17 protein-coding genes are annotated in these 23672 nt (G+C 60.3%); 9 read left to right on the plus strand and 8 right to left on the minus strand.

Going from position 1 to position 23672, the window contains the following annotated elements:
* Positions 1-8 precede the first annotated feature (8 nt).
* Genes ABVR31_RS22420 through ABVR31_RS22430 form a run of 3 tightly spaced genes read right to left on the minus strand, consistent with a single transcriptional unit; the run spans position 9 to position 4054 of the window.
* Positions 9-1088, minus strand: a complete 1080-nt coding sequence (locus tag ABVR31_RS22420) for a M24 family metallopeptidase (RefSeq protein ID WP_372774685.1) — start codon at positions 1086-1088, stop codon at positions 9-11.
* Entirely contained in the window at positions 1081-2724 is a 1644-nt protein-coding gene (locus tag ABVR31_RS22425) for a GMC family oxidoreductase (RefSeq protein ID WP_372774687.1), read from the minus strand. Before ABVR31_RS22425 ends, ABVR31_RS22420 begins: the two co-directional genes overlap by 8 nt.
* A 10-nt stretch (positions 2725-2734) precedes the next feature.
* Positions 2735-4054, minus strand: a complete 1320-nt coding sequence (locus tag ABVR31_RS22430; RefSeq protein WP_059011891.1) for an MFS transporter — start codon at positions 4052-4054, stop codon at positions 2735-2737.
* A gap of 207 nt (positions 4055-4261) precedes the next feature.
* Here ABVR31_RS22430 and ABVR31_RS22435 point away from each other — a divergent pair, with 207 nt between their 5' ends.
* Positions 4262-5434, plus strand: coding sequence for an ROK family protein (locus ABVR31_RS22435; RefSeq protein ID WP_372774689.1), 1173 nt, complete (start codon positions 4262-4264; stop codon positions 5432-5434).
* Positions 5435-5536: 102 nt separating this feature from the next.
* Complete coding sequence (locus ABVR31_RS22440) at positions 5537-6973, plus strand: sugar porter family MFS transporter (protein WP_372774691.1); 1437 nt, start codon at positions 5537-5539, stop codon at positions 6971-6973.
* Positions 6974-7034: 61 nt separating this feature from the next.
* Here ABVR31_RS22440 and ABVR31_RS22445 read toward each other — a convergent pair whose 3' ends face one another.
* Positions 7035-7784, minus strand: a complete 750-nt coding sequence (locus ABVR31_RS22445) for an SDR family oxidoreductase (protein WP_372774693.1) — start codon at positions 7782-7784, stop codon at positions 7035-7037.
* 143 nt (positions 7785-7927) lie between these two features.
* On the opposite strand from ABVR31_RS22445, the gene ABVR31_RS22450 reads away from it, so the two are divergent.
* Positions 7928-8833, plus strand: coding sequence for a LysR family transcriptional regulator (locus ABVR31_RS22450; RefSeq protein WP_372774695.1), 906 nt, complete (start codon positions 7928-7930; stop codon positions 8831-8833).
* 213 nt (positions 8834-9046) lie between these two features.
* Positions 9047-9910 (plus strand): DMT family transporter, encoded by an 864-nt coding sequence (locus tag ABVR31_RS22455; RefSeq protein WP_372774697.1) that lies wholly within the window; start codon positions 9047-9049, stop codon positions 9908-9910.
* A 29-nt stretch (positions 9911-9939) separates the two neighbouring features.
* Here the strand turns inward: ABVR31_RS22455 and ABVR31_RS22460 are convergent, their stop codons facing one another.
* Both ABVR31_RS22460 and ABVR31_RS22465 read right to left on the minus strand, forming a co-directional pair.
* Positions 9940-11754: a glycoside hydrolase family 15 protein gene (locus ABVR31_RS22460; RefSeq protein ID WP_372774699.1), complete on the minus strand. Its 1815-nt coding sequence runs from the start codon at positions 11752-11754 to the stop codon at positions 9940-9942.
* 74 nt (positions 11755-11828) lie between these two features.
* Positions 11829-12722: an SDR family oxidoreductase gene (locus tag ABVR31_RS22465; RefSeq protein ID WP_021509546.1), complete on the minus strand. Its 894-nt coding sequence runs from the start codon at positions 12720-12722 to the stop codon at positions 11829-11831.
* Positions 12723-13025: 303 nt separating this feature from the next.
* Between ABVR31_RS22465 and fdhF the strand changes: the two genes are divergently transcribed.
* The 4 genes from fdhF to ABVR31_RS22485 are packed head-to-tail and all read left to right on the plus strand — an operon-like array spanning position 13026 to position 18817.
* Positions 13026-15998, plus strand: coding sequence for a formate dehydrogenase subunit alpha (gene fdhF, locus ABVR31_RS22470; RefSeq protein WP_372774701.1), 2973 nt, complete (start codon positions 13026-13028; stop codon positions 15996-15998).
* Complete coding sequence (locus ABVR31_RS22475; RefSeq protein ID WP_150360207.1) at positions 15998-16483, plus strand: DUF1641 domain-containing protein; 486 nt, start codon at positions 15998-16000, stop codon at positions 16481-16483. The genes fdhF and ABVR31_RS22475 overlap by 1 nt, the downstream gene beginning before the upstream one ends.
* Positions 16476-17846 carry a cytochrome ubiquinol oxidase subunit I gene (locus tag ABVR31_RS22480; RefSeq protein WP_238562268.1) on the plus strand — a complete coding sequence of 457 codons (1371 nt, stop codon included), beginning with the start codon at positions 16476-16478 and terminating at the stop codon, positions 17844-17846. The genes ABVR31_RS22475 and ABVR31_RS22480 overlap by 8 nt, the downstream gene beginning before the upstream one ends.
* An 11-nt stretch (positions 17847-17857) precedes the next feature.
* Positions 17858-18817: a cytochrome d ubiquinol oxidase subunit II gene (locus tag ABVR31_RS22485; RefSeq protein WP_282996860.1), complete on the plus strand. Its 960-nt coding sequence runs from the start codon at positions 17858-17860 to the stop codon at positions 18815-18817.
* 204 nt (positions 18818-19021) lie between these two features.
* Here ABVR31_RS22485 and ABVR31_RS22490 read toward each other — a convergent pair whose 3' ends face one another.
* Together ABVR31_RS22490 and ABVR31_RS22495 are read right to left on the minus strand one after the other, a co-directional pair.
* Entirely contained in the window at positions 19022-20161 is a 1140-nt protein-coding gene (locus ABVR31_RS22490; RefSeq protein ID WP_372774704.1) for an ABC transporter substrate-binding protein, read from the minus strand.
* Positions 20151-22283, minus strand: a complete 2133-nt coding sequence (locus ABVR31_RS22495; RefSeq protein WP_372774706.1) for a TonB-dependent siderophore receptor — start codon at positions 22281-22283, stop codon at positions 20151-20153. Before ABVR31_RS22495 ends, ABVR31_RS22490 begins: the two co-directional genes overlap by 11 nt.
* A gap of 407 nt (positions 22284-22690) precedes the next feature.
* On the opposite strand from ABVR31_RS22495, the gene ABVR31_RS22500 reads away from it, so the two are divergent.
* Positions 22691-23584 (plus strand): MurR/RpiR family transcriptional regulator, encoded by an 894-nt coding sequence (locus ABVR31_RS22500; RefSeq protein WP_021509539.1) that lies wholly within the window; start codon positions 22691-22693, stop codon positions 23582-23584.
* Positions 23585-23672: the final 88 nt, after the last annotated feature.

Raw genomic sequence — 23672 nt, forward strand, 5'->3', positions numbered from 1 at the left:
TCGCTTCCTTATGAGGATGTCGGGAGAATCAGCCAGTCGGCCAGTTCAAGGGTATTATCACCGCGCTGCAGGCGAATCAGCGGCCAGCTGTCGCTGCGCGTGAGCGGCACCAGCCCGCTGCGGCTGAGCAAAAAAGTGTCTTCGCTTTTCACGCCGCTCAGCGTCGGGTTCCACGCCAAGGCGATGTCGGGCTGCACCTCGCCGCGACTCTCCGGGGTGATAATCCAGTCGCGACAGCCGTAACCGGCCGGACCGCCCTGATGATGATCGCGCCACGCCTCAGCGTGACCGTGGCGTTGATAAGCCTGAGTGATGCCGGCAAAAACCGCTGACCAGCTGCGCTGCGCCTGAGTGGCGTACAGCATATCGGCGTGGATCTCCGCCAGCGTCACAATGCGCTGGCGCAGCGCCGCGTCGGGGTCACCGAGATGCACCAGGCGCGTCAGGCTGACATGCAAACCGTGCCGTTCAGCACCGAGGGTGATCAGCATCATGCGCTGCAGCGTTTTGCGTGTCGGCACCGGATGTTTAAATGCGGCGATGCGCTCATCAGCGGCCACCAGCGTGCACATCGGGCGAATGCCGCGCGCCAGACAGCCGGCGGCAATCTCGGCTTCGACCTGCCATTCGCTCACGCCCGCGCGCAGCTGGCGCGCCACCGTTTCGACAATCTGCGCCGTCTCCTGTCCCAGCGTGCGAAAGCGCTGCTGTTCCGCTGCGCTCAGCCCCTGGCGCAGCGTGATCATCTGCGGCTGGATATCGCTCAATCCTGCCATGGGCGTATCGCTGCCGATATTGCCCGCCGGCAGCACGCTGCTCAGCGACTGGTACCACGGGTAGTGCCGGGTCGCACAGCTGAACGGCAGCGGCTCTTCGGCCAGAATGCGCGGTAATTCATTGTCCGGTGCCAGCAGCAGCACGCTGTCGCGGCCGATCAGCAGGCTGGCAACGCCGGTCTCGGCACGCTCTACCACATAATAGCTGGCCCCGTCGGTCAGCCAGGCGATGTTATCGCGACGCGTCAGCAATACCGCATCCAGCTGCCAGTGTGCCAGCGCCTGTTGCAGGCGCGCCAGTTTGTCACTCATACACGGCCTCCTTGTGCTCGACAAGTTGTGACTGCAGAACCAGCTCCGCAGCGCGATGCGCCACGGCCATCACCACCGCATTGGTGTTGCCACTGATAATATTCGGCATCATCGAGGCATCCACCACGCGCAACCGCTGTACGCCGCGCACGCGCAGGTCGTCGTGCAGCACCGCCAGCGGATCGTCATCGTGGCCCATGCGACAGGTGCCGACCGGGTGATAGCCGGTTTTCACCATGCGCCGGCAATGGGCGCTTATCGCGTCATCACTGGTGACTTCCGCACCAGGGAAGATCTCCTGATTGACCATCTCGCGGATGGGCGCGGCGGCCAGCACCTGACGCGCAAAGCGAAAGCCGGCGAGGGTGCGGGCTAAATCGTCCGGATGGCCGAAAATCTGCGTATCGATCACCGGCAGGCTGCTGGCGTTGTTATCGCGCAGCGTGACTTCACCGGTGGCTTTAGGGCGCAGCAGCAGGGAATTCACCGTGACACCGTCACCGGGATCGGCACCCATTACATCGCGATCGAGATAGACCGTCGGCACGCAGAACATCTGAATGGTGGGCGTTGCCGTGAAATCGAGCGGATCGAAAAAGGCGCAGGTTTCCACGCCGGTGGTGGTCACCGGGCCGCTTTTGAACAACAGATATTGCAGTCCGGCTTTGACCATCGGCCAGCCGCGATCCTGACCGTAGTAGCCAAACGCACCGCGCGTGCTGGCAACCACCGGCACTTCGTAATGGTCCTGCAGGTTTTTACCCACGCCCGGCAAGGCATGGCGCACGGCTATGCCGTGCTGTTTCAGCTGCTCCTGCGGACCGATGCCAGAGAGCATCAGCAGTTTTGGCGTCTGGTAGGCACCGGCAGCCAGAATCACTTCGCGGCTGGCGCGCGCCTGTTGCGGCTGGCCATCCTGACGATAGCGCACGCCGCTGGCACAGGTGCCGTCAAACAGCACTTCTTCAACCTGTGCACCAGTAACCAGCGTCAGCCGTGCGTCATGGCGCAGCGGGTTGATAAACGCATCGACCACGCTGCAGCGCTGCCGCGTCTGACCGTCGATGGTGTGCTGCATGAAGCCGACGCCAGACGGATTGCCGCTGTTAAAATCCGGCGTGTAGGGAATACCCAGCCCCTGCAGGGTTTTGACATAGGCGCGGCTCAGCGGACTGAAATGGCCGAGATGCGACACCTTCATCGGACCGCCAACGCCGTGATTCGGTGCGCCGAGGTGATCGTTATCTTCGATGGCGGTAAAGTGCGGCAGCAGCGCCTCCCACGACCAGTCGATGCCCTGATGGCCCAGCGCCTGGTTCCAGTCGGCGTAATCCTGTTTATGGCCGCGCATGTAGACCATGGCGTTGACAGTCGAGCCGCCGCCCAGCACTTTGGCCTGCGGCACGATCACGCCGCGTCCGTTGAGCTGCGGCTGCGCTTCGGTTTGATGCATCGTCAGAAACCGGTCGCTGGCGAGAAACTTCATATAGCCGGCGGGCATTTTCAGCACCGGATGGTATTCGTCGCGCCCGGCCTCCAGCAGCAGCACGCGTGCATTTCCTTCGCTGACCAGGCGCGCGGCAACGATACAGCCCGCGCTCCCGCCGCCCACCACAATGTAATCGTACTCTTTCATAACGCTCTGTTTACTCCGACGCGATGGAATCTAACCGGCGCAGGCGCTGCGCCGCCGGGTTGTGCTGCTCGCCCGGATCGAGCGGACTGAGCAGATAACGCCACGAGATAAACGCACTCACCAGATACAGGAAGGCGTAGCCCCAAATCACTCCGAGCGTGCCGAGCAGCGCATTGATCGCCCCGTACAGCGCCGGACCGAAGAAGGTGGACAAACCGGCGGCGAAGCAGTAAATCGCCATGGCGTTACCTTTGTCCTTCGGCTGGCACAGCGAGGAGAACAGCGCGGCGGCGGGCACGTAGCCGCACAGCGTGATGCCGTACAGGCAGGCGCAGATCACGCTGAGCACAAAGCTGCCGTGACTCCACTGCGGCACAAAGTACATCAGCAGCATCGAGACGCCGGAACCCAGGCCGCCGAACACCGTCAGCACTTTGCGCCAGCCGATGCGGTCGCTCAGCTTGCCAACGATCGGATTAAAGCTCATGCCCACCAGTCCCATGATGGTGATCAGGCTGAGGTATTCGGTCTGGGAAAAGCCAATCTGTTCGGTGAAAAAGCCCGGCAGAAAAATAAAGAAGCCGAAGTAGGGCGTGGTGTTGATGATGCGCACCACTGCCGCGGCAGCGATGCGCGGCTCACGCCACAGAATATCGATGCCGCCCATCAGCGTGCGCAGCGTGCCCTGCTGACGATGTTCGGCATCCAGCAGCGACTGATAACCGCTGCGCTCTTTCAGCGCCAGCAGCATCACCAGCAGACCGATCGCCACCAGACCCAGCGACAGCCAGAAGGTGGCGTATTCGCCCACCAGGCGGATAGAGAAGATCGCTACCAGCGAACCGAGCGTCGGCAGCCCGCCGGTAAACGCCAGCCAGAACCAGCCGGTGGCGGAGCCGCGCATCTCCGCCGGGGCCGCCGACTGAATCCACACCAGAAAGGCGTAGGCAAACATCGGATAAGCCACGCCGCGCAGGCCATAGGTTAGCGCCAGCAGCAGCACGCTATGCGACGGCAGCGCCACGGCCAGGAACAGCACTTCAAACACAATCCATATCAGGCCACCCGCCAGCATCACTTTACGCGGGCCGATCAGCGTTGACAGCGAACCGGCCAGCCATGAGCCCAGCGTGACGGTGACGCCGTAAAAGGCGATTACCCAGGCAGCGATATTCAGGGAGAAGCCGTTTTCGTGCAGATAGGGCGCGAGATAGTTGGACTCGACGCCGTCGCCAATCATAAACAGCAGGACTGCCAGATAGCCCCAGGCCAGCGCGGGCGGAATGCCGAGGCGGATCAGCCACGGATGGGTTGCAGGTGATGTTGTCATTATGTTTTCTCTGTAGGGTTGGTGTCAGCACAGCCAGATAAAGCGTTCGCCCGGCCTTATCGGAACGTTTTTTACCGGGATAGCGCGAACAGGTTGTTATGAGCAGGGACTCTAAAGCACGGCAGGCGCGCAGGATGGCGCAACCATCACAGAACTCAGTAAACACTGTTTAGTAAGATAAGCGCGGATGAAGCGAAAGGAGGCCGCGTGAAAACCGTCGGACTGAATAATTTCCAGGTGCGTAAGCACAATAAAGCGCTGTTTATGCAGCTGATGTGGCGTCATAAACGTCTGAGCAAATCGCAGCTGGCGCAGCTCAGCGGCCTGACCATACCGGCAGCCAGCAAGATTTTGCAGGAGCTGCTGGAGCAGGGCCACGTGCAGCACTCCAGCGCCACGCTGAGCACGCGCGGCAACAGCAACGGCAGTTTTCAGCTGCCGGCCGAGGGCGCGTGGACGCTGTGCCTGTGCGTCAAGCCGACCAGCATTGAACTGCAGCTGGCGGATGCGCAGCTGGTGGCGCAGGGCGACTATCAGCAAATCAGCATCAACGCGCAGACGCCAGAGCAGCTGCTGGCGGAGATTGAAACGGTGTGGCGCGCGACCTGTAAACGCTGGCCGAAGCGGCAGATTAATCTGGCGCTGGCGGTGCATGGGCAGGTCGATCCGGTAACCGGTGTCTCGCAGCATATGCCGCAGGCGGCTTGGCGCAGCCCGCTGCAGCTGAAGTTTCTGCTGGAGGAGAAGCTGGCAGTTGACGTCCGCGTCGATAACGACTGCGTGATGCTGGCGCTGGCGGAAAAGTGGCTGAACCGCAATGTGCTGGCCGAATTCTGCGTCATCAATGTCGATTACGGCATCGGCTCATCATTTGTCATCAACGGCGAGATCTTTCGCGGCAACCTGTACGGCAGCGGGCAGATTGGCCACACCATTATTGATCCGCGCGGGGAGCGCTGTAACTGCGGACGACAGGGCTGCCTGGAGACGGTCGCCTCGCTCAGCACGCTGAAGCGGCTGGCGCATCAGCGCGCGCCGCAGGCGGTGCAGCCCACCAGCCGTCAGCTGCTGGCCGCCTGGCAGGCCGGCGAGCCGTGGATCGTCGAGTGGGCGCAGCGCAGCGCGGAAGCCATCGGCATGAGTCTGTACAATTTCCTTAATACGCTGAATATCAATCAAATCTGGCTGTACGGTCGCAGCTGTACTTTTGGTGAGAGCTGGCTGCAGACCATCGTGCACCAGATTGATTTCAACCCCTTCGATCCGCGCGATGCGCTGAAAAGCAAAGCCACCAACGTGCATTTTGGTCAGCTGGATCGCGCGCGTCAGGTCCTCGGCATCGGTTATCTCTATGTCGAGGCCGATCCCGGTACGGCCTAGTTTACTAAACTCCTGTTACTAAAATCTGTGAGGACCTGAACTTTCACCCTGCGGTATTGGTGATGAGATAGCCGCACTTTGACCCTGGTGCGGAGAGTGGCCGTGAACAATCATCAACATCTGAATATGCGTTACGTGTGGAGCATCTGTCTGGTGGCAGCCTGCGGCGGTTTGCTGTTTGGCTATGACTGGGTGGTGATTGGCGGGGCCAAACCCTTCTATGAGGCCTGGTTCAACGTCACCGATCCGGCGGCATCCGGCTGGGCGATGAGCTCGGCGCTGGTGGGCTGCGTGTTTGGCGCGCTGGTGTCCGGCTGGTTAGCGGACAAGCTGGGGCGGCGGCTGCCGCTGATTGTCGCCGCACTGCTGTTTGTGGTGTCGGCGATCGGCACCGCGCTGGCCAGCAGCTTTACGCTGTTTGTCTGGTGGCGCATTCTCGGCGGCGTCGGCATTGGTATCGCCTCGGCGCTCAGCCCGATGTACATCGCGGAGATCAGCCCGGCAGACAAGCGCGGCAAGTTTGTCGCGGTTAACCAGCTAACAATCGTCATTGGCGTGCTGGCGGCGCAGCTGATCAACCTGATGATTGCCGATCCGGTCGTCGGCGCATCAACCCATGCGGCGCTGCGTGAAACCTGGAACGGTCAGGTTGGCTGGCGCTGGATGTTCGCCTCGGCCGCCGTGCCGTCACTGGCATTTCTGTTGCTGATGATGTGGGTGCCGGAATCACCGCGCTGGCTGATGCTGGCGGGTCAGCCACAGCGCGCGCTGGCGATGCTGAATAAAATTGGTTCGCCTGCTTATGCGCAGCAGACGCAGCGCGAGATTGCCCGCGCGCTGGAACAGGATCGCCAGCAAACGCGCACCCGCGCCGGCTCGCTGCTGGCACCGCGTACGCTGCCAATTGTCATCACCGGCATCGTGCTGGCGATTTTCCAGCAGTGGTGCGGTATCAACGTGATTTTCAACTATGCGCAGGAGATTTTTGCTTCGGCTGGTTTCGATATCAACGGCACGCTGAAGTCGATCGTGGCCACCGGCCTGATCAATTTGCTGGCGACGGTGCTGGCACTGCCGCTGGTGGACCGGCTCGGCCGTCGCAAACTGATGTTAATCGGCGCCGGAGGACTGACGCTGTGTTATGCACTGATTGCCGGTGCCTACACGCTGGGCATCACCGGCTGGCCGGTGCTGATTCTGGTACTGGCGGCGATTGCGGTTTATGCGCTGACGCTGGCGCCGGTCACCTGGGTGCTGCTGGCGGAAATTTTCCCCAACCGGATTCGCGGTCTGGCGATGTCGGTCGCCACGCTGGCGCTGTGGATTGCCTGTTTTGTACTGACCTACACCTTTCCCATCCTCAATGCCGGACTCGGTGCAGCGGGCAGCTTTATGCTGTATGGCGTGATTTGTGCGGCGGGCTTTGTCTTTGTGCTGCGTCGCGTGCCGGAGACCAAAGGCATATCGCTGGAGCAGCTGGAGCAGCAGCTCACCGCAGGCGAGCCGGCTGCGGTAGCAGGTGAGCATTCGCTGCGGTAACCGCAGCCATTCTTCAGGCAGAAAGCCGGTGCGCCAGGCGGCGCACCGGTACAACACCCGCTTACACCTGCGCCATACCGCCATCGACAAACAGCTCGGCTGCATTAATAAAGCTGGCGGCGTCGGAGGCGAGAAACGCCACCACCTTGCCAATCTCTCGTGGCTCACCCAGACGACCGAGCGGCACCTGTGCGGCCAGCGCATCGAACAGCCCCTGGCGCTGATCTTCCGGCACCAGTCCGCCTAAGCCTGGCGTCTGCACCGGGCCGGGGCTCACCACGTTAATGCGGATGCCGCGGTCTTTCACATCCAGCGCCCACGAGCGGGCAAAGTTACGCACCGCCGCTTTACTGGCGCTGTAGACGCTGAAGCCCGGCGTGCCCTGAATCGCGGCGGTGGAGCCGGTGACAATCACCGACGCCTTATCGCTCAGCAGCGGCAGCGCTTTCTGCACGGTGAACAGCACGCCGCGGACGTTGGTGCTGAAGATACGATCAAAATGTTCTTCTGTGATGGCCCCCAGCGGCAGCATGTCGCCGCCACCGGCATTGGCAAACAGGATATCCAGCCGGCCGGCCTGGCGCGCAATCTGAGCATAGACGGTGTCGAGATCGCTTAACTGTGCCGCATCGGCGCGAATGCCGGTGGCGGTGGCGCCGATGCTGGCGACGGCCGCATCCAGCTCAGCCTGACGACGACCGGTGATAAACACGCGTGCGCCCTGTGCCGCCAGTTCCTGGGCGGTGGCGAGGCCAATACCGGAGGTGCCGCCGGTCACTAAAGCAATTTTGTCTTGAAGAATCAGGTTCATAGTACGTACTCCACAGTTGATCAGGTTAAATGGTGACGGCCTTGCCGTCGCTGAAGTGCACTGTAGCGCTGCCGCTTTTACGGATAAATGGTGTAAAATCGAAAGGACTATTTCTCTGGGTGGATAATCAGGTTGGGGCGACAATGGATCAATTGCTGGCAATCCGGGCGTTTGCCCGCGTGGTTGAGGCAGGCAACTTTACCCGGGCGGCCAATTCACTGGATATGCCTAACGCCACCCTGAGTAAGCTGGTGCAGGAGCTGGAAGCGCATCTCGGCGTGCGCCTGTTGCAGCGCACCACGCGGCGGGTCACGGTGACGGCAGAAGGGCGCGATTACTACGAGCGGGCGCTGCGCATCGTGCGCGATCTGGAAGATATCGATTGTGCGTTCAATAGCGTCACGACGAAACCGCACGGTCAGCTGCGTATGGATATCGGCGGCTCAACGGCGCGTGATGTGCTGCTGCCGGCGCTGCCCGATTTTGTCGCCAGGTTTCCCGACATCACCCTGGACCTTGGCGTGTCCGATCGCACCGTGGATCTCATCAGTGATAACGTGGACTGCGTAGTGCGCGGTGGCCCGCTGAGCGATTCGTCACTGGTGGCACGGCACTTAGGCAATGCGCAAATGATCACCTGTGCCACGCCCGGCTATCTGCGGACCTACGGCATTCCGGCGTATCCGCAGGAGCTGAACAATGGCCACCGTATCATCAGCTATCTGTCGCCGCAGAGCGGGCGCGCGTTTCCGCTGCGCTTTCGCCACGGTGAAGAGCGAATCGAGGTCAAGACCGCGCATCGCGTTGGCGTCAATGAGAGCAACGCGCACCTTGCCGCGGCGGTGGCGGGTCTGGGCATCATTCAGACGTTCCGTTACGCTGCGGCCGCGGATTTGCAGGCCGGACGGCTGGTGGAGATCCTCGTCGACTGGCGTCCGTCCGACTATCCGTTCCACGTGGTTTATCCGCAGAGCCGCCATCTCACCCAGCGCCTGCGGGTGCTGATTGACTGGCTGCGTGAGGTGTTTCCGCAACGGCTAAATGGATGACAGGGTGTAAACAATCTGTTAACGTTTGGCCTCAACCCCATGCTACAGGCGCGTTTATGACACTCTCTGCTGATTCCGCATCGTCATCTGACTTTCGCCTGTATGCGCCTTGCTGCCCGCCACCTCCGGCACGCGTTGTGATTCGCTAAGTATCGAACTTCCTGCGCCTCGCTAAGCGAGCGCGCTAACAACGTTTGTTTCAGGAGCAATGCTATGCGTTCTTCTTCTTCGCTGACTTCGCAGGCAGCGACGTCAGGCTTTGTGCTGCTGTGGGGCAGCGCAGCCATTTTCTCGCGTCTCGGGCTGGATAATGCCTCACCGCTGGCACTGCTGGTGGTGCGTTTCAGCATCGCGCTGGTCGCGCTGTTGCTGGTGGGACTGTTTCGCCGCCGCTGGCTACCGCAGCCCGGTACGCGCCCGCGCGTAATGCTGACCGGCCTGGTATTGATCGGCGCTTATTCGCTGTGTTATTTCCAAGCGATGGCGGAGGGCGTGACGCCTGGGCTGATCGCCACCATCATGGGCATCCAGCCTATTCTGACGCTGTGCCTGGTGGAGCGGCGTCTGCCGGGCAGTCGATTGCTGGGCTTAACGGTCGCGCTGGCGGGGCTGATACTGCTGGTGTGGCGTAGTCTGGCGGCGTCACAGCTGCCGATCAGCGGCGTGCTGTTTGCGCTGGCCGCGCTGCTGTGCATGACCTTCGGTGCCATCATGCAGCAGCGGGTGACGCAGCATCCGGCGCAGGTGCTGCCGCTGCAGTACGGCGTGAGTTTACTGCTGTGCCTGCTGTTGCTGCCGGTTAAACCGTTTCATGTCAGCTTCACGCTGCATTTCTGGCTGGCCGTGCTGTTCCTCGGCGTGATGATCTCCGTGGTGGCCCAACTGCTGCTGTATCGCTTACTGAGCGCGGGCAGTATCGTTAACGTCACCAGCCTGTTTTATCTGGTGCCGGTGATTACCGCGCTGCTCGACTATCTGCTGCTGGGTAACCGACTGCCGTGGCTGAGCCTGCTGGGCATGGCGGCGATTCTGGCGGGTATCCTGCTGGTGTTTCGTGCGCCACAGCCTTCACGTTAACATCATGCCCCGCCAGCCGGCGGGGCATTTCAGCCATGATCGGTCAGCGCCTGTGCGGCGCAAATTAATGCCAGATGACTGAGGCCCTGCGGCATATTGCCGCGCCATTCGTCACTGCGCACATCAAACATTTCGTTGAAAGTTTCCACGTTGCCGCGCTGGCACAGTTTGCCGAGAATCTGCTGCATGGCGTTCTCGGCGCGCGTGCATTCTCCCAGCGCCGCCCAGGCTTCCACCAGCCAGAATGAGCAGGCGATAAAGGTGCTCTCTTCCTGTTCCGTGCCGCTGTAGCGATACATCATGGCGCTACCGTGCCCCAGTTCCTGCTCAATGGCACGATAGGTAGCGCTCATGCGAGCCGGGTTAACCCGGCTGCCGTAGGGATGCACCAGCGCCAGCGCGGCATCCAGCCGTCCGTCGCTGTCGGGATAAAATTCATACGCCTGTTTCGCTTCGTTCCAGCAGTGCGCTTCAATCCAGCTGCTGATGCGGTCGCGCTCGCGCTGCCAGCGTTTCAGCCACGTGGGTTCAATGTGGCGCGCTTCGGCCAGCGCTACGGCACGATCCAACGCCAGCCAGCAGGCCATCTTTGAATGGGTATAGTGCTGCTGTTCCGGCAGTTCCCAGATGCCGCTGTCTTTCTGACGCCATAAATCGGCACAGTGATTAGCCAGCGCACCCAGCATGCGCGAGGTGGCTAAGTCCAGCACGTGCCCGGCGCGAATAAACAGCTCGGCGGTGGCAAGCATGTCGCCATACATACTGAGCTGCAGTTGGTCGCGCGCGTTGTTGCCCACGCGTACCGGCTGAGAATGGTGATAGCCACGCAGCGGCACTAAGCGTTCGGCAGGCACTTCGTTGCCCTCCAGCGTGTAGCAGGTGCGCAGCGCGGTACCGTGGCGAATGATGGTTTTCGACAGCCAGGAGAACGCCGCTTTACAATCTTCCAGCGCACCGAGAAAAACAAAGGCTTTGATGATCAGACAGGCATCGCGTACCCATGCATAGCGGTAGTCATAATTCTTTTCCCCGCCAATGCCTTCCGGCAGCGAGGTAGTGGCTGCCGCCGCCAGCGCGCCGGTGGGGGAATACCATAAAAATTTCAGCGACAGCGCCGAGCGGCGCACGTGCTCAGCAAAGCGCCCCTGATAGCTCAGGCTGCGGGTCCAGTCGCACCAGGCGGTATGGCTGGTTTCAATCCGGGTATCGATCGCCTCCAGCGGCGGCACCGCCAGCGGTTCGCGCTCGGTGACCAGCAACGCCACCAGCGAGCGACTGTCCGCAGCCGTTTGCAGCGTAGCGCTGATGTGCTCATCGTCACGCTGTTCGATCTGCCAGTCCTCGCTGGTGCGCAGCATCGCCATCAGATCGCCGATGTGGTACACGTCGCCCTGTTCGGTGCTGTCCTGCCACGGCGAGCGGGTTTCGGCAACGGTGCCAAAGCGCAGCGTCAGGCGCAGGGTCACTTCGCCATCTACGCCTTCTACGCGCCGCGCCAGTTCACTCCACGGCAGACGGCCGGCCAGCGTGCTGTTCAGTGATTCGGTCAGCAGCACGCTGCCGTCATCGGTAAAAAAGCGGGTTTCCAGTACGTTACTGTCGGCGCGATAAGCGCGCTCGATGCGGTAAGGAACGTCAGGTTCAATCTGGAAAAAACCGCCAATCTCCGGGTCGAGCAGGCGGTCAAACAGCGGGGCGGAGTCAAGGTTGGGTGCGCACCACCAGTCAATAGCGCCGTCGGGCGCAATTAGCGCCACCGACCGGCCTTCACCGATGGCCGCGTAGTCGCCGAGACGGGCAAAGCCCTGGTCGCGCATCGGCGACTGCAGCGTTTGATTATTCATGGATCTTCCCTGTCAGCAGAAACGGCAACGTGGCCGCCTGCTGGCAGCCACGTGATGCGGGTGGAATTCCCCGGTCAGACGGTACCGGTACCGCCATCGGAGCACCACACCTGACCTGAGGTGAAGCTGTTGGTGGTTTCAGCGAAGGTCACGTACAACGGCGCGATTTCAGCCGGCTGACCCGGACGCCCCAGTGGCGCGCTGGCACCAAACTTCTCGATTTTTTCCTGCGGCTGACCGCCGCACACCTGCAGCGCGGTCCAGTACGGTCCTGGCGCGACGGCATTGACGCGAATTTGCTGTTCGCCCAGCTGTTTCGCCAGCGCTTTGGTAAAGGCAGCGATAGCGGCTTTGGTTTGCGCGTAATCCAGCAGAATGGCGCTCGGTTCATACGCCTGAACCGACGAGGTATTAATAATGGATGATCCGGCAGGCAAATATTCCAGTGCCGCTTTGGTGATCCAGAACATCGCATAAACATTGGTCTTAAAGGTGGCGTCAAAATCTTCCGTTGAGAGCGTGCGAATTGACTCATTAAATTGCTGGCGACCGGCGTTATTCACCAGAATATCCAGACCGTCGAGTTTTTCTGCTGCCTCTTTTACCAGCTGCTGGCAAAAAGATTCTGAGCGAATATCACCCGGAATAGCCACCGCTTTACGGCCTTCCGCTTCGATTAATTGCACCACTTCAGCGGCGTCCTGCTCCTCTTCCGGCAGGTAGTTGATTGCCACGTCAGCCCCTTCACGGGCATACGCAATGGCTACTGCGCGGCCAATGCCGGAGTCACCACCGGTAATCAGCGCCTTGCGCCCGGTTAAACGGCCAGTGCCGCGATAGCTGGTTTCACCGTGATCGGGACGGGGTTCCATCTTACTGGCTAATCCCGGAATGGGCTGATGCTGCTTTTTGAATGGCGGCTTTGGATATTCCTGGGTAATCAGCGTTTTGTTAGTAAATGAAGTCATACCTATCTCCTTGTACAGTGGAACGAGTAAATTAAGCCTGGCAGAGATGTGATATTTGTCACGTCAAAAAATAAGCAGTCGCGTTTTATTAAAGCGTGGCGGCAGTGGCTGAAATGATATTTTTAGTTACAAAATCACTAACGTAATGATTATTTTAGCGCTGCGTAAGCTGTGCGCATTATTAAGCGAATCGGTCTGCTTGCGGGATAAAGATTTGTTCCTAAGCTCTATGCATAACTTTACATAATAACCGGCGCTGTCCGGCCCGAATATTTATGAGCGATGGCTTAAACGAGGCGTTAAATGAGCGAAGCACAATGTACCATTATATTTAATGGTGAACGCTTAAGCGGAACCGCAAATCAACCGTTAATTGATTTTCTGCAGGAGCAGGGAAAAAAACTGCCTCATGTCTGTTATCACCCGGCGCTGCCGCCGCTGCAAACCTGTGATGTCTGCTGGGTGGAGGTGGATGGCGAAGCCGTGCGCGGCTGCACGTTACGCAGCGCCGAGGGCTTGCGCGTGGTCAGCCAGAGTGCGGTACTGCAGGCGGCACAGCAGGAGGGCATGGACCGCATCCTCAATCGCCACGAGCTTTATTGCACGGTGTGTGAGCACAACACCGGCGACTGCACGTTGCATAACACCGTCGCGGACATGCACATTCCGATTCAGTATTACCCCTACCAGCGCAAACCGGACAGCAAAGACCACAGTAATCCGTTTTATACCTACGATCCGGATCAGTGCATTCTGTGCGGACGCTGCGTGGAAGCCTGCCAGAATGTCGAGGTAAATGAGACGCTGTCGATTGATTACAGCGCCGATCACCCGCGCGTGCTGTGGGATGGCGGAACGCAGATTGCCGGTTCCAGCTGCGTCAGCTGCGGGCACTGCGTGACCGTCTGCCCGTGCAACGCGCTGCTGGAAAAAACCATGCAGCCCGACGCCGGTCCCTTCACCGCGATGGATGAAGACCTGAAGCGGCCGCTGATTGATTTCGTCAAATCGCTGGAAAACAGCATCGGTATGGAGCCGATCACCGGAATTTCGCTGATCGATGATGCGCTGCGCAAAGTCGAAATCAAAAAAACCAAAACCGTCTGCACCTATTGCGGCGTCGGCTGCAGTTTTGAAGTCTGGACGCGCGATCGCCACATCCTCAAAATCCAGCCGGTGGCTGATGCGCCGGTTAACGGCATCTCAACCTGTGTCAAAGGCAAATTTGGCTGGGATTTTGTGAACAGCCCGAACCGGCTGACCACGCCGCTGATTCGTGAAAACGGCCAGTTCCGCCCGGCCAGCTGGGAAGAGGCGCTACAGCGGGTTGCCGACGGACTGCGCGCGGTGGCGCGCCAGCACGGCGGTAACGCCATTGGTTTTATTGGTTCCAGTAAAGCCAGCAATGAGGAAGCCTACCTGACGCAGAAGATCGCCCGTCTGATTTTCGGCACCAATAACGTGGACAACTCCTCGCGCTATTGCCAGAACCCGGCGACGGAAGGGCTGTTTCGCACCGTGGGCTACGGCGGCGATGCCGGTACGCTGCGCGATCTGCAGCAGACCGACCTGATCATCACCGTTGGCAGCAACCTGGCGGAAAACCACCCGGTTTTCGCGTCACATATCAAGCAGAGCCACAAACATCGCGGACAAAAGCTGCTGGTGGTCGATCCGCGCCGTCACGAAATGGCTGAGCGCGCCGACTGTTATCTGCGCATCCGTCCCGGTACCGACATGGTGTGGGCATCGGCGATGGCGCGCTACATGTTCGATCACGGTTATGCCGATGACGCATTCCTGCGCACGCGCGTTAATCAGGTGGCGGAATATCGCGCCTCGCTGGCTCCGTTTACGCTTGAGATGGCCAGTGAAGTCACCGGTCTGAGCGTGGCGCAGTTGACCGAAGCCGCCGAGATGATTGGCAACGCGGGCAGCGCCTGCCTGCTGTGGGCGATGGGCATTACGCAGCACAGCCACGGTGCGGATACCAGCACCGCGCTCTCCAATCTGCTGCTGGTCACCGGCAACTACGGCCGCCCTGGCACCGGCGGTTACCCGATGCGCGGTCACAATAATGTGCAGGGCGCCAGCGATTTTGGCTGCTTAAGCAATGTCTATCCCGGCTACGAAAAAGTGACCGATGCGCAGGTGCGGGAAAAATGGGCGCGCGCCTGGGGCGTGGCACCGGAAGCGCTTTCCGATGAAGCCGGGCTGGATAACTTCATGATGGTGGAAGACGCGCATAAACAGCGGGTGCGCGCCATGTACATCATCGGCGAAGAGACCGCCTTTTCTGATGCGGACTCGACCAAAGTGCACGAAGCCTTTAGCCGGCTGGATTTCATGGTGGTGCAGGACATCTTCATGAGCCGTACCGCGCAGTTCGCGGATGTGGTGCTGCCTGGCTGTCCGAGCCTGGAGAAAGAGGGCACCTTCGTGAATACCGAACGGCGCATTCAGCACTTCTCGCCTGCGTTTGCGCCGCTCGGCGACAGCCGGCCTGACTGGCAGATACTGACTGATGTCGCGGCGCGTCTCGGTCATCACTGGCACTACCCAAATCCCGGCGCCATCATGGCAGAAGCTGCGGGTATCGCCGCGCTGTTTGCCGGGGTCAGCTATGAGAACCTCGTCGGCTGGCAGTCACAGCTGTGGCCGGTAAACGCCGACGGCAGCAGCACGCCGCTGCTGTATACCGAGGCGTTCGCCTTTCCTGATGGCAAAGCGCGTCTGTACCCGCTAACGTGGCAGCCACCGATGGAAGCGCCCGATGAGCAGTACGATCTGCTGCTCAACAATGGACGTATGCTGGAGCATTTCCAGTCGACTAATCAGACCGGGCAGGGCGGGCGCATCAAATCGCTGTCGCCCAACTGGTTTGTTGAGATTTCGCCGCAGCTGGCGCAGGAGCGGCAATTACAGCAGGGCGACTGGGTGGAACTGCGTTCGCGCCGGGGCAGCGTAGAGGTGCCGGTGGTGGTGACCGAACGGATGGCCGGCAATGTGCTGTTCATTCCTATTCACCATGGCAAACCGGGTATTAACGGGCTGACCGGTGAACATCACGATCCCGACGTCAACACGCCCGCCTACAAGGAAATTGCGGTGATGATGCGCAAACTGGCGCATGCGCCACAGCCGCACCCGATTCCGCTGCACAACTTCCGCCACGGCCAGCGCACGCCGCTGGATCATCTGCCCGTTGAACAAAAATGGCAGCAGCCTAAATACCGGCTGCCGCCTGAACACGTTTCGCATCCGGAGAAAAGCTAATGGCCGAACCGCTGCACTATCAACCCACTCCGACGCGCACCGAACCCAGCGCGCAGGAAGCGCTGAATGAGCTGCTGGAGAATCTGCATCAGCACGGTTTCCTGCGTCTGGCTAACGACGTGGTAAAAGCCAACAATGACATCGGCAAAATCGTCGCCGCCGGGCTTAACCGGCCCGGCACGCAGAATGCGGTTCAGAACCTGTCGCTGCTGTTTATGACGCTCAGCACCGTGCCGCCAGAGCGCTTCAACCATTTGCTGCTGGCGCTACGCGATGCCCTGCTGGCGATGAAGCCGGCCAGCGACACGGCGCAGCAGGAGAAAAGCGCGCCGGGCGTCAGCGGTGTGCTCAAACTGCTAAATGATGAGGCGCTGTGGCAGGGTATCCGGCCACTGCTGGCGGCGCTGGAAACCTTCGCACGCGCCATGCAGGGTGACGAGGAGAAGCCGATCACCCGCTACAGCGGTAAGCCGAGCCGTGAGTAGCCAGGAGTGGGTGCTGCTGATCGCGCGCGGTCAGTTTGCCCTGACGATGGGCATGCACATTACTCTGGCGGCGCTGACGCTGGGGCTGGCTCCGTTTCTGGTGTGGTTTGAAGCGCGCTGGCTATGGGGCAGGCGGCCGGAAGCGCATCAGGCGCTGCACTTCTGGATCAAGGTATTCGCGCTCACCGTGGCGATTGGCACCGTCTCCGGCGTGATCATGGAGTTTCAGTTCGGCACCCACTGGTCGGTGTTTGCCAGCAAAGCGGGCGGCATTATCGGTCCGCTGATGCTGTATGAAGTGCTGATCGCTTTTTTCCTCGAGTCGGCGCTGACCGGCGTGATGCTGTTTGGTATCGATCGGGTGAAACCCGGCGTGCATTTCGCCATTACCTGTCTGGTGGCGCTTGGCGCGATTTTTAGCGCTTTCTGGATCCTCGCCGCTAACTCATGGATGCAAACGCCGCGCGGCTTTACGCTCAATGACGCCGGCCAGTTCACGCCGGACAGCGCCTGGAGTTTGATTTCCGCGCCCTCGTTTGGCTGGCGGCTGGCGCACATGCTGCTGGCCTCATGGATCAGCGTGGCGTTTTTGCTGGGTGGCGTCGCAGCGTGGCGCCTGCTGCGTAATGCTGGCGAGGCCGCCAGCCGGCTGATGCTGCGCAGCGCGCTGACGGTGTCGCTGTGCATCCTGCCGCTGCAGATGGTGGTGGGCGATTTGCATGGCGAAAACACCCGTGACTATCAGCCTGCTAAACTGGCGGCGATCGAGGGCAGCTGGCAGCCGCCTGCGCCAGGGGAGGGCGAGCCGCTGCGGCTGTTTGCGCTGCCCGATCAGGCGCAGCAGCGGAATCACGCCGAGCTGGCGATCCCGGCTATCGGCTCGCTCTACCTGCGCCATAACCTCAGCGGCCACATCAAAAGCCTGGGTGAATTCCCGCGCGACAGCCTGCCGCCGGTGCTGCCGGTGTTTTTTGCCTTTCGCCTGATGGTGGGACTGGCGCTGCTGATGCTGCTGAGCAGCCTGGCGGGCAATGTGCAGCGCTGGCGCGGCCGCCTTGATCAGTCGCGGCGCGTGCTGCGTCTGCTGGCGCTGATGTCACCGGCTGGCTTCATTGCGCTGCTGGCGGGCTGGGTGGTGACGGAGGTCGGCCGGCAGCCGTGGACGGTATACGGCATGCTACGTACCGCCGACAGCCTGGCGCCAATGTCCCTCGGCAGCAGCGTCGCCATTTTCGTGTCGGTGGTGGTGATTTACGCACTGAGTTTTGCCTTTGGCCTGTGTTATCTGCTGCGCCACCTGGCGGCACCGCTGCCGGATCCGCAGGCGACGGCGGTAGCGGAAACCATACAGACGCCAGCCTGAGGAGGGTGAGAATGTTGGTCGAACTTTCTGCGGTGCTCCTGCTGTTTGCCCTGCTGATGTATCTGGCGCTGGATGGCACGGATAGCGGCGTGGGGATGCTGCTGTACAGTTTCGACCAGCCACAAGAACGGCAGTGGATGGTGCACAGCCTGCTGCCGCTGTGGGATGCCAATGAAACCTGGCTGGTGTTGCTGGCAGGCGGCATGCTGGCGCTGTTTCCGCCGCTGTACAGTCTACTGTTACAAACCCTGAAGGTGCCGCTGTTTCTCTTCCTGCTGGCGCTGTTTTTGCGCGGGCTGGCGCTGGCGTATCGCGGTCAGCCTGGCGAGACCGGGCGACGCTGGCTGGACCGGCTGCTGATGGTCAGCTCGCTGCTGGCGGCGTTTCTGCCAGGCTGGATGAGCGGCTTGATGCTGGTTTCGCGTCCGCCCAGCGGGATTGTGATTGATTTTTCGCTGGTGCCGCTGCTGTGCGGCCTCGGGCTGGTGGCGGTTGATCTGCTGCTGGGCTGCTGCTGGCTGTGCTGGCGCATTGGCGAGCCGGTGGTAGAGCGGGCGCGGGCGCTGGCCATGCTGTGGTGGGTGGTGATGCTGGCCTGCTTTATTGCCGTGCTGCTGCTGGAGCCGGCGCTGTGGCAGCAGAGCTGGCAGCGCTGGCCGGGAAAAGTGTTGCTGAGCCTGTTGCCTGCGCTGTGGCTGCTGCAGCTGCTCACGCTGTGGCGTGAAGCGATGGTGGCGTTGCTGATGATCACGCTGGTGCAGACGGGCGTGGTGGTCGCGGCGCTGGCGTGCGGGCTTTATCCGTGGTTGCTGCCGTGGCAGCTGGAGATGCACCAGCAGGCCTCCTCGCCGGTGACGCAGGGGTTCGTGGTGACGGGTTTATTGATTGTGTTGCCGCTGACGCTGCTGTACCACAGTTGGGCGTTCTGGGTGTTTAAGCGCCAGCCGCAGGCAGCGCAGCGGTCGCCATAAATGGCGACCCTACAGGACATAGCTCAATTGCGCAGTAGTTTCAGGTATTTCACGGATCCGCCGGTCGCCATAAATGGCGCCCCTACAGAGACCATCCCCGGGGGCGCATTAATGCATACCGGCATCGGGTCTGAGGTCATCTGTAGGGTGCGCATTCATGCGCACCGGAATCGCTGCACAGAAATATCAGGGTGAACAGCACGGTTAATCCACTTCCGGAATGCGCATAAACAGCGTGCCGCGATAGGGGATCGGCAGGAAATCACGGAACAGGGTTTCCAGCGTCTGCTGCGGATCGATGTCGGCGAACAGCTGCGGGTACAGCGTTTTTGCCATGAACTCGGTCACCGCAATATGCCACGGGCTGAGATAAAAATTCATCCAGATTGCCGCTGCATGGCCGTTGCGAATCGCCTTCAGCTCACGCAAACCGTTCTGCTGCGCGGTGAGCTGGCGGAAACTGCTTAGCACCGCGTCGGGCGCGACGTCCGGCCCGAGGCGCAGCAGGCCTGCGCTGGCGTTATCGCCAAAGCCGGTGGCAAAGTAATACTCAGGCTGGGCTGCGATCACCTGCTCCTCACTCAAACGGCCAAACACGCCGTGCTGGGTTTTGCCAGCAATATTGTCGCCGCCGGCGGCGTTGAGCAGCTCGCCCAGACTGCCGTTAATCGCCGTCACGCAGCACTCGTTGCGCCGTCCCAGATGCAACTGCAACAGCACCGTGGGTTTCGGCCCGTGATAGCGCGCCAGCCGTTCCTCAATCACCTGCAGATGCGCGCTGTAAAAGCGGTTGAACGCCGCCGCGCGCGCCTGCTGATTCAGCACCTCACCAAAAATCTCTACGCTGCGCCGGGTGTTCTTTAACAGATGTACGCGCAGATCGATCTTCACTACCGGAATATGCGCAGCACTCAGGATGCTGACCAGCCTCAGATCGGCATCATCGTAGCGCGCCAGGCTGGGCAGAATGACCACGTCCGGCCGCAGGGCGAGAATCTGCTCCGGATTGATCGCCTGAGGGCCGCCCGATCCGAGCGTCGGGATGTTCAGCATCTGCGGAAACCGCTGAGCAAAACTGTTCCACGTCTGGCTGTCATACTTTTGCAGATCGCGCGGCCAGCCGACGATGTGGCGGAACGGGTCATCCGGCGCCAGCAGCGCCAGGGTATACAGCATGCGGCTCTCACCCAGCACGATGCGCTGCGGACTATCGGGAATCTCCACCCGATTGCCGTCAATATCGGTGATCACCCTGGCCAGCGTGCTGGTGCTGAACGCCAGCAGCAGGAGGGCAGCCAGCCAGGCACACCACGTCAGCGGCTTTTTCGCTCGATCAGAATTCAACGCTGGCCTCGACCATCAGGTTACGGGTTTCCCCTTCGCGCACGCGCAGGTTGCCGCCGCTGGAGGTGTAATAGTGCTTATTGAACAGGTTATTCAGGTTAAGCTTCAGCTGGGTTTTCTCGCCAAACAGCTGATTATTCCAGGCGATAAAGCTGTCGGCGACCACATAATCCGGCAGCGTAAAGCTGTTCTCCGGATCGCCGGCGCGTGAGCCAACGTAGCGCGCACCTCCGCCGACGCGGAAGTCACCGGGAATGCCGTTCAGCGTCAGATTATGGCTCAGGTAAAGTGCCCCGGCGTGACGCGGTGCGTTCTGCAGGCGGTTGCCCTTGTTCGCCGGGTTGACGCCATCGTCGACGATTTCGGCCTTATCATAGCTGTAGTTGGCGCTCAGATCCCAGCCCGGCAGCACTTCCCCATTGAGCTCAAATTCAGCGCCGCTCGAACGCGCTTTATTGATGGCGCGCGTGGTGCCGTTGATATTAAGCGACATATCGCGTTCGTCGATGCGGTACAGCGCTACGCTGGCAAACAGCCGGGGCGAAATCTGCCACTTGCTGCCCACTTCCCATGTGGTGCCCTGTTCCGGCTTGCCGACGTTGCCGTCATCGTCGACGTCAGTCGACGGCGTGAAGGATTTGCTCACGCTGCTATACAGTGAGACATCCGGCGTCAGTTTGTAAATCAGCCCGGCCTGCGGCAGGAACTTGTTGCCCTCGCTGTCCAGCGTTTGCACCACCGGATCGAAGCCCTTTGATGCGCGCTGTTCATAGTGCTGATAGCGTCCGCCCAGCACCGCAATCCAGTCGTCGGTGAGCGAAATGCTGTCTTTGGCGTATACCGAGCGACTGTGCAGGCGGTTAAGCAGGTTGGCGTTGGCGCTGTTTTCACTGCTGCTGTTGGTGATCGGTGCCAGCATATCGTATTGCGGATCGTACAGGTTGAAGCCGGTGTTCGCTTTACCCTGATACTGGTGTGCACGGTAAGTCTGATTCATTTCATAATCGGTGCCGAACACCACATCATGCGTCATGCCAAACAGCTGCGGCGAACCGATCACATCCCACGCCACGTATTTGGTTTTATGGTTGAAGCCACGGTTGGCGTCGGCGCGGCGCGTCACCACACCGGTAGTGGGGTTGATCGCCGTAACCCGCACTTCGTTGTTGTCGTACTGACGCTGGTTCCAGCCAAAAGTCAGGCGCGTGCTCCACGCCTCATTGAACTGCCAGTCGTAGTGCGCGTTCAGGGTTTTATTATGGCCCCACGCATGGTTAGCTTTATCGTCCAGGCGATCTTTATAGCCAATCGCCACCGGCTGACCGTTAACAAACGCCGTGCCGCGATCGTAAGGAATATCGTACTGATAATCTTCGTAGCTGATGAGGAAGCTGGCCTGCTCGCCATACCACTGTAGCGAGGGGGCAATTAAGGTGTGTTTATCGCTGCCGAAATTGCGCCAGTAATCCTGATTCTGCTTTTCAGCAATCAGGCGGAAAGCAAAACCGTTGCCGAGCGGGCCGGTGACGTCCAGCGTGCCGGCGCCGCCGCCCTCGCTGGCTGCGCGACCGCTGACTTTGGTGTGCCAGGTGTATTGCGGCTTTTTGCTCACAATATTGATCACGCCACCGGGATTCTGGATACCGTACAGCAGCGAAGCCGAGCCCTTCAGTACCTCGACACGTTCGGTGGTGGCGTCGAAATTCAACCCCTGGCTGCTGCGCACGCCATCACGATAGATGGAACCATCCGAGTTGCTGCCAAAGCCGCGGCGTACAAAGCCATCTTCGGTACCTGCCAGCGTGTTGCCTTCGCTTACGCCGCTGACAAAGCGCAGCGCGTCGGCGAGGCTGGCGGCCTGATAATCCTCCAGCTGCTGTTGCGTCACCACGCTCACCGATTGGGCTTCATTGAGGCGCGACACCGGCGTTTTACTGGCGACCGAACTGCTGGTGGCGCTATAGCCGTCGTCACTGTTTTGCTGCTGCGCCGTCACGGTGAGGGTGCTGTTTTGTTCAGCGGCAAGGGTGTCAGTACTGCTGAGTGCCGTTACGCCGTAAATAGCGGCAAGGATAGCCGGATGGCACAGTAATTTAACCGCCCGCGGTGAGTTGTTCTGCATCGAATATAAACCTGGTGTAATTGCGGGATTATTTATTCCGCGCAACGAAGCTATCAGTAAAATGCTGCCGGTGACGAACAGGACATTCGCGGCCCGGCATTGTTATGCCATCAGTCAGCGGAAAAAGGCGGCTGAGATGTAATTGAGAATCATTCAAACATGAAAAAATGTAGTAGTAAACGTAAATGATGGTGTGGATACTACAGCAGAACGCGGCAGAAAATTTTGAACCGGGATTGCCAGAAAAGTTATTTTAAATCAGCGTATTATTTATTTTGTAGAGTTTGAAGTTGGCCGGGTTAAGCCAGGCGAGAAGGAAGTGGATAGCGGTAGCGGCGCAAATTTTTACTACAAGCCGGCCTGCCGACGCGGTTCACAACGATGCGATATTACTAACAGGCAACATAATGGCGGCAAATAACATTAAAAATCGGGTGGATGTATTCGGTGAACGCTACCGTGCGCGCGTCACGACATTATCGGCCAGCCTGCAAACGGTGGCGCGATATATCCACGAACATCGTGAGGCTATATTAGACGCGACTGCATTGGATATCGCCCAGGCCACCCAAACCTCTGACGCCACCGTGGTGCGCACCGTGCAGGCGCTGGGCTTTGCCGGTTTGCGCGATCTGAAAACCACGCTGGCCGCGTGGTTTGGCCCGGCGCAAAACTCGGAAGAGAAGATGAGCGCGACCATCAGCGAACTGTCGTGTGACATCAACTCCGGCATCGATTTTGTGCTGGGCGGCCATCAGCGCGCCTGCGAAGTACTGGCAGAACCGGTTAACCGTCAGGCGGTGGCGGCTGCGGTGACACTGTTGCTGGAAGCGCGTCAGGTGGCGCTGTTTGGCATCAACGCTTCCGGCATTCTGGCGGAGTACAGCGCGCGACTGTTCCGACGCATCGGCCTGCCGGCGGTAACGCTTAACCGTGCCGGGATTGCGCTGGCGGAACAGCTGATAACGCTACAGCGCGGCGATGTACTGATCATGATGGCGCAGAAATCGGCGCACCGTGAGGGCATGACGACGCTGAAAGAGGCGCAGCGGCTGGGTATGCCGGTGATTCTGCTGACCCACGCGCTGGATTCGGCGTTTGCGCAGCAGGCGGATGTGGTGATTAACGTGCCGCGCGGCGGTGAAAATGGCCGCATGCCGCTGCACGGCACGGTGCTGGTGTGCCTCGAAATGCTGATTCTGGCGGTGGCCTCCGCCAGTTCGGCACGCACGGTTAAAACCATGAAACGCATTCAGGATCTCAATCGATCGCTGAAACCCACGGCGAAGAAGGCGGGATAACCGCACATCACTCAGGCGCGGCGGCGGGACGATTCACTCCGCCGTTCGCTTCCGGGCTATTTCACAGACTCGCTTGCAAGGCGCGCGT

The organism is Pantoea sp. WEP, assembly GCF_041678305.1.
Classification (GTDB): domain Bacteria; phylum Pseudomonadota; class Gammaproteobacteria; order Enterobacterales; family Enterobacteriaceae; genus Pantoea; species Pantoea dispersa.

What these genes read in the sequence shown, in the direction of transcription:
- ABVR31_RS22445 (WP_372774693.1), bottom strand. Translation starts at nt 7,784, where the DNA reads ATGAACCTGATTCTTCAAGACAAAATTGCTTTAGTGACCGGCGGCACC.
- ABVR31_RS22465 (WP_021509546.1), bottom strand. Translation starts at nt 12,722, where the DNA reads ATGACTTCATTTACTAACAAAACGCTGATTACCCAGGAATATCCAAAG.
- ABVR31_RS22485 (WP_282996860.1), top strand. Translation starts at nt 17,858, where the DNA reads ATGTTGGTCGAACTTTCTGCGGTGCTCCTGCTGTTTGCCCTGCTGATG.
- ABVR31_RS22500 (WP_021509539.1), top strand. Translation starts at nt 22,691, where the DNA reads ATGGCGGCAAATAACATTAAAAATCGGGTGGATGTATTCGGTGAACGC.
- ABVR31_RS22475 (WP_150360207.1), top strand. Translation starts at nt 15,998, where the DNA reads ATGGCCGAACCGCTGCACTATCAACCCACTCCGACGCGCACCGAACCC.
- ABVR31_RS22420 (WP_372774685.1), bottom strand. Translation starts at nt 1,088, where the DNA reads ATGAGTGACAAACTGGCGCGCCTGCAACAGGCGCTGGCACACTGGCAG.
- ABVR31_RS22455 (WP_372774697.1), top strand. Translation starts at nt 9,047, where the DNA reads ATGCGTTCTTCTTCTTCGCTGACTTCGCAGGCAGCGACGTCAGGCTTT.
- fdhF (WP_372774701.1), top strand. Translation starts at nt 13,026, where the DNA reads ATGAGCGAAGCACAATGTACCATTATATTTAATGGTGAACGCTTAAGC.
- ABVR31_RS22450 (WP_372774695.1), top strand. Translation starts at nt 7,928, where the DNA reads ATGGATCAATTGCTGGCAATCCGGGCGTTTGCCCGCGTGGTTGAGGCA.
- ABVR31_RS22430 (WP_059011891.1), bottom strand. Translation starts at nt 4,054, where the DNA reads ATGACAACATCACCTGCAACCCATCCGTGGCTGATCCGCCTCGGCATT.
- ABVR31_RS22460 (WP_372774699.1), bottom strand. Translation starts at nt 11,754, where the DNA reads ATGAATAATCAAACGCTGCAGTCGCCGATGCGCGACCAGGGCTTTGCC.
- ABVR31_RS22425 (WP_372774687.1), bottom strand. Translation starts at nt 2,724, where the DNA reads ATGAAAGAGTACGATTACATTGTGGTGGGCGGCGGGAGCGCGGGCTGT.
- ABVR31_RS22495 (WP_372774706.1), bottom strand. Translation starts at nt 22,283, where the DNA reads ATGCAGAACAACTCACCGCGGGCGGTTAAATTACTGTGCCATCCGGCT.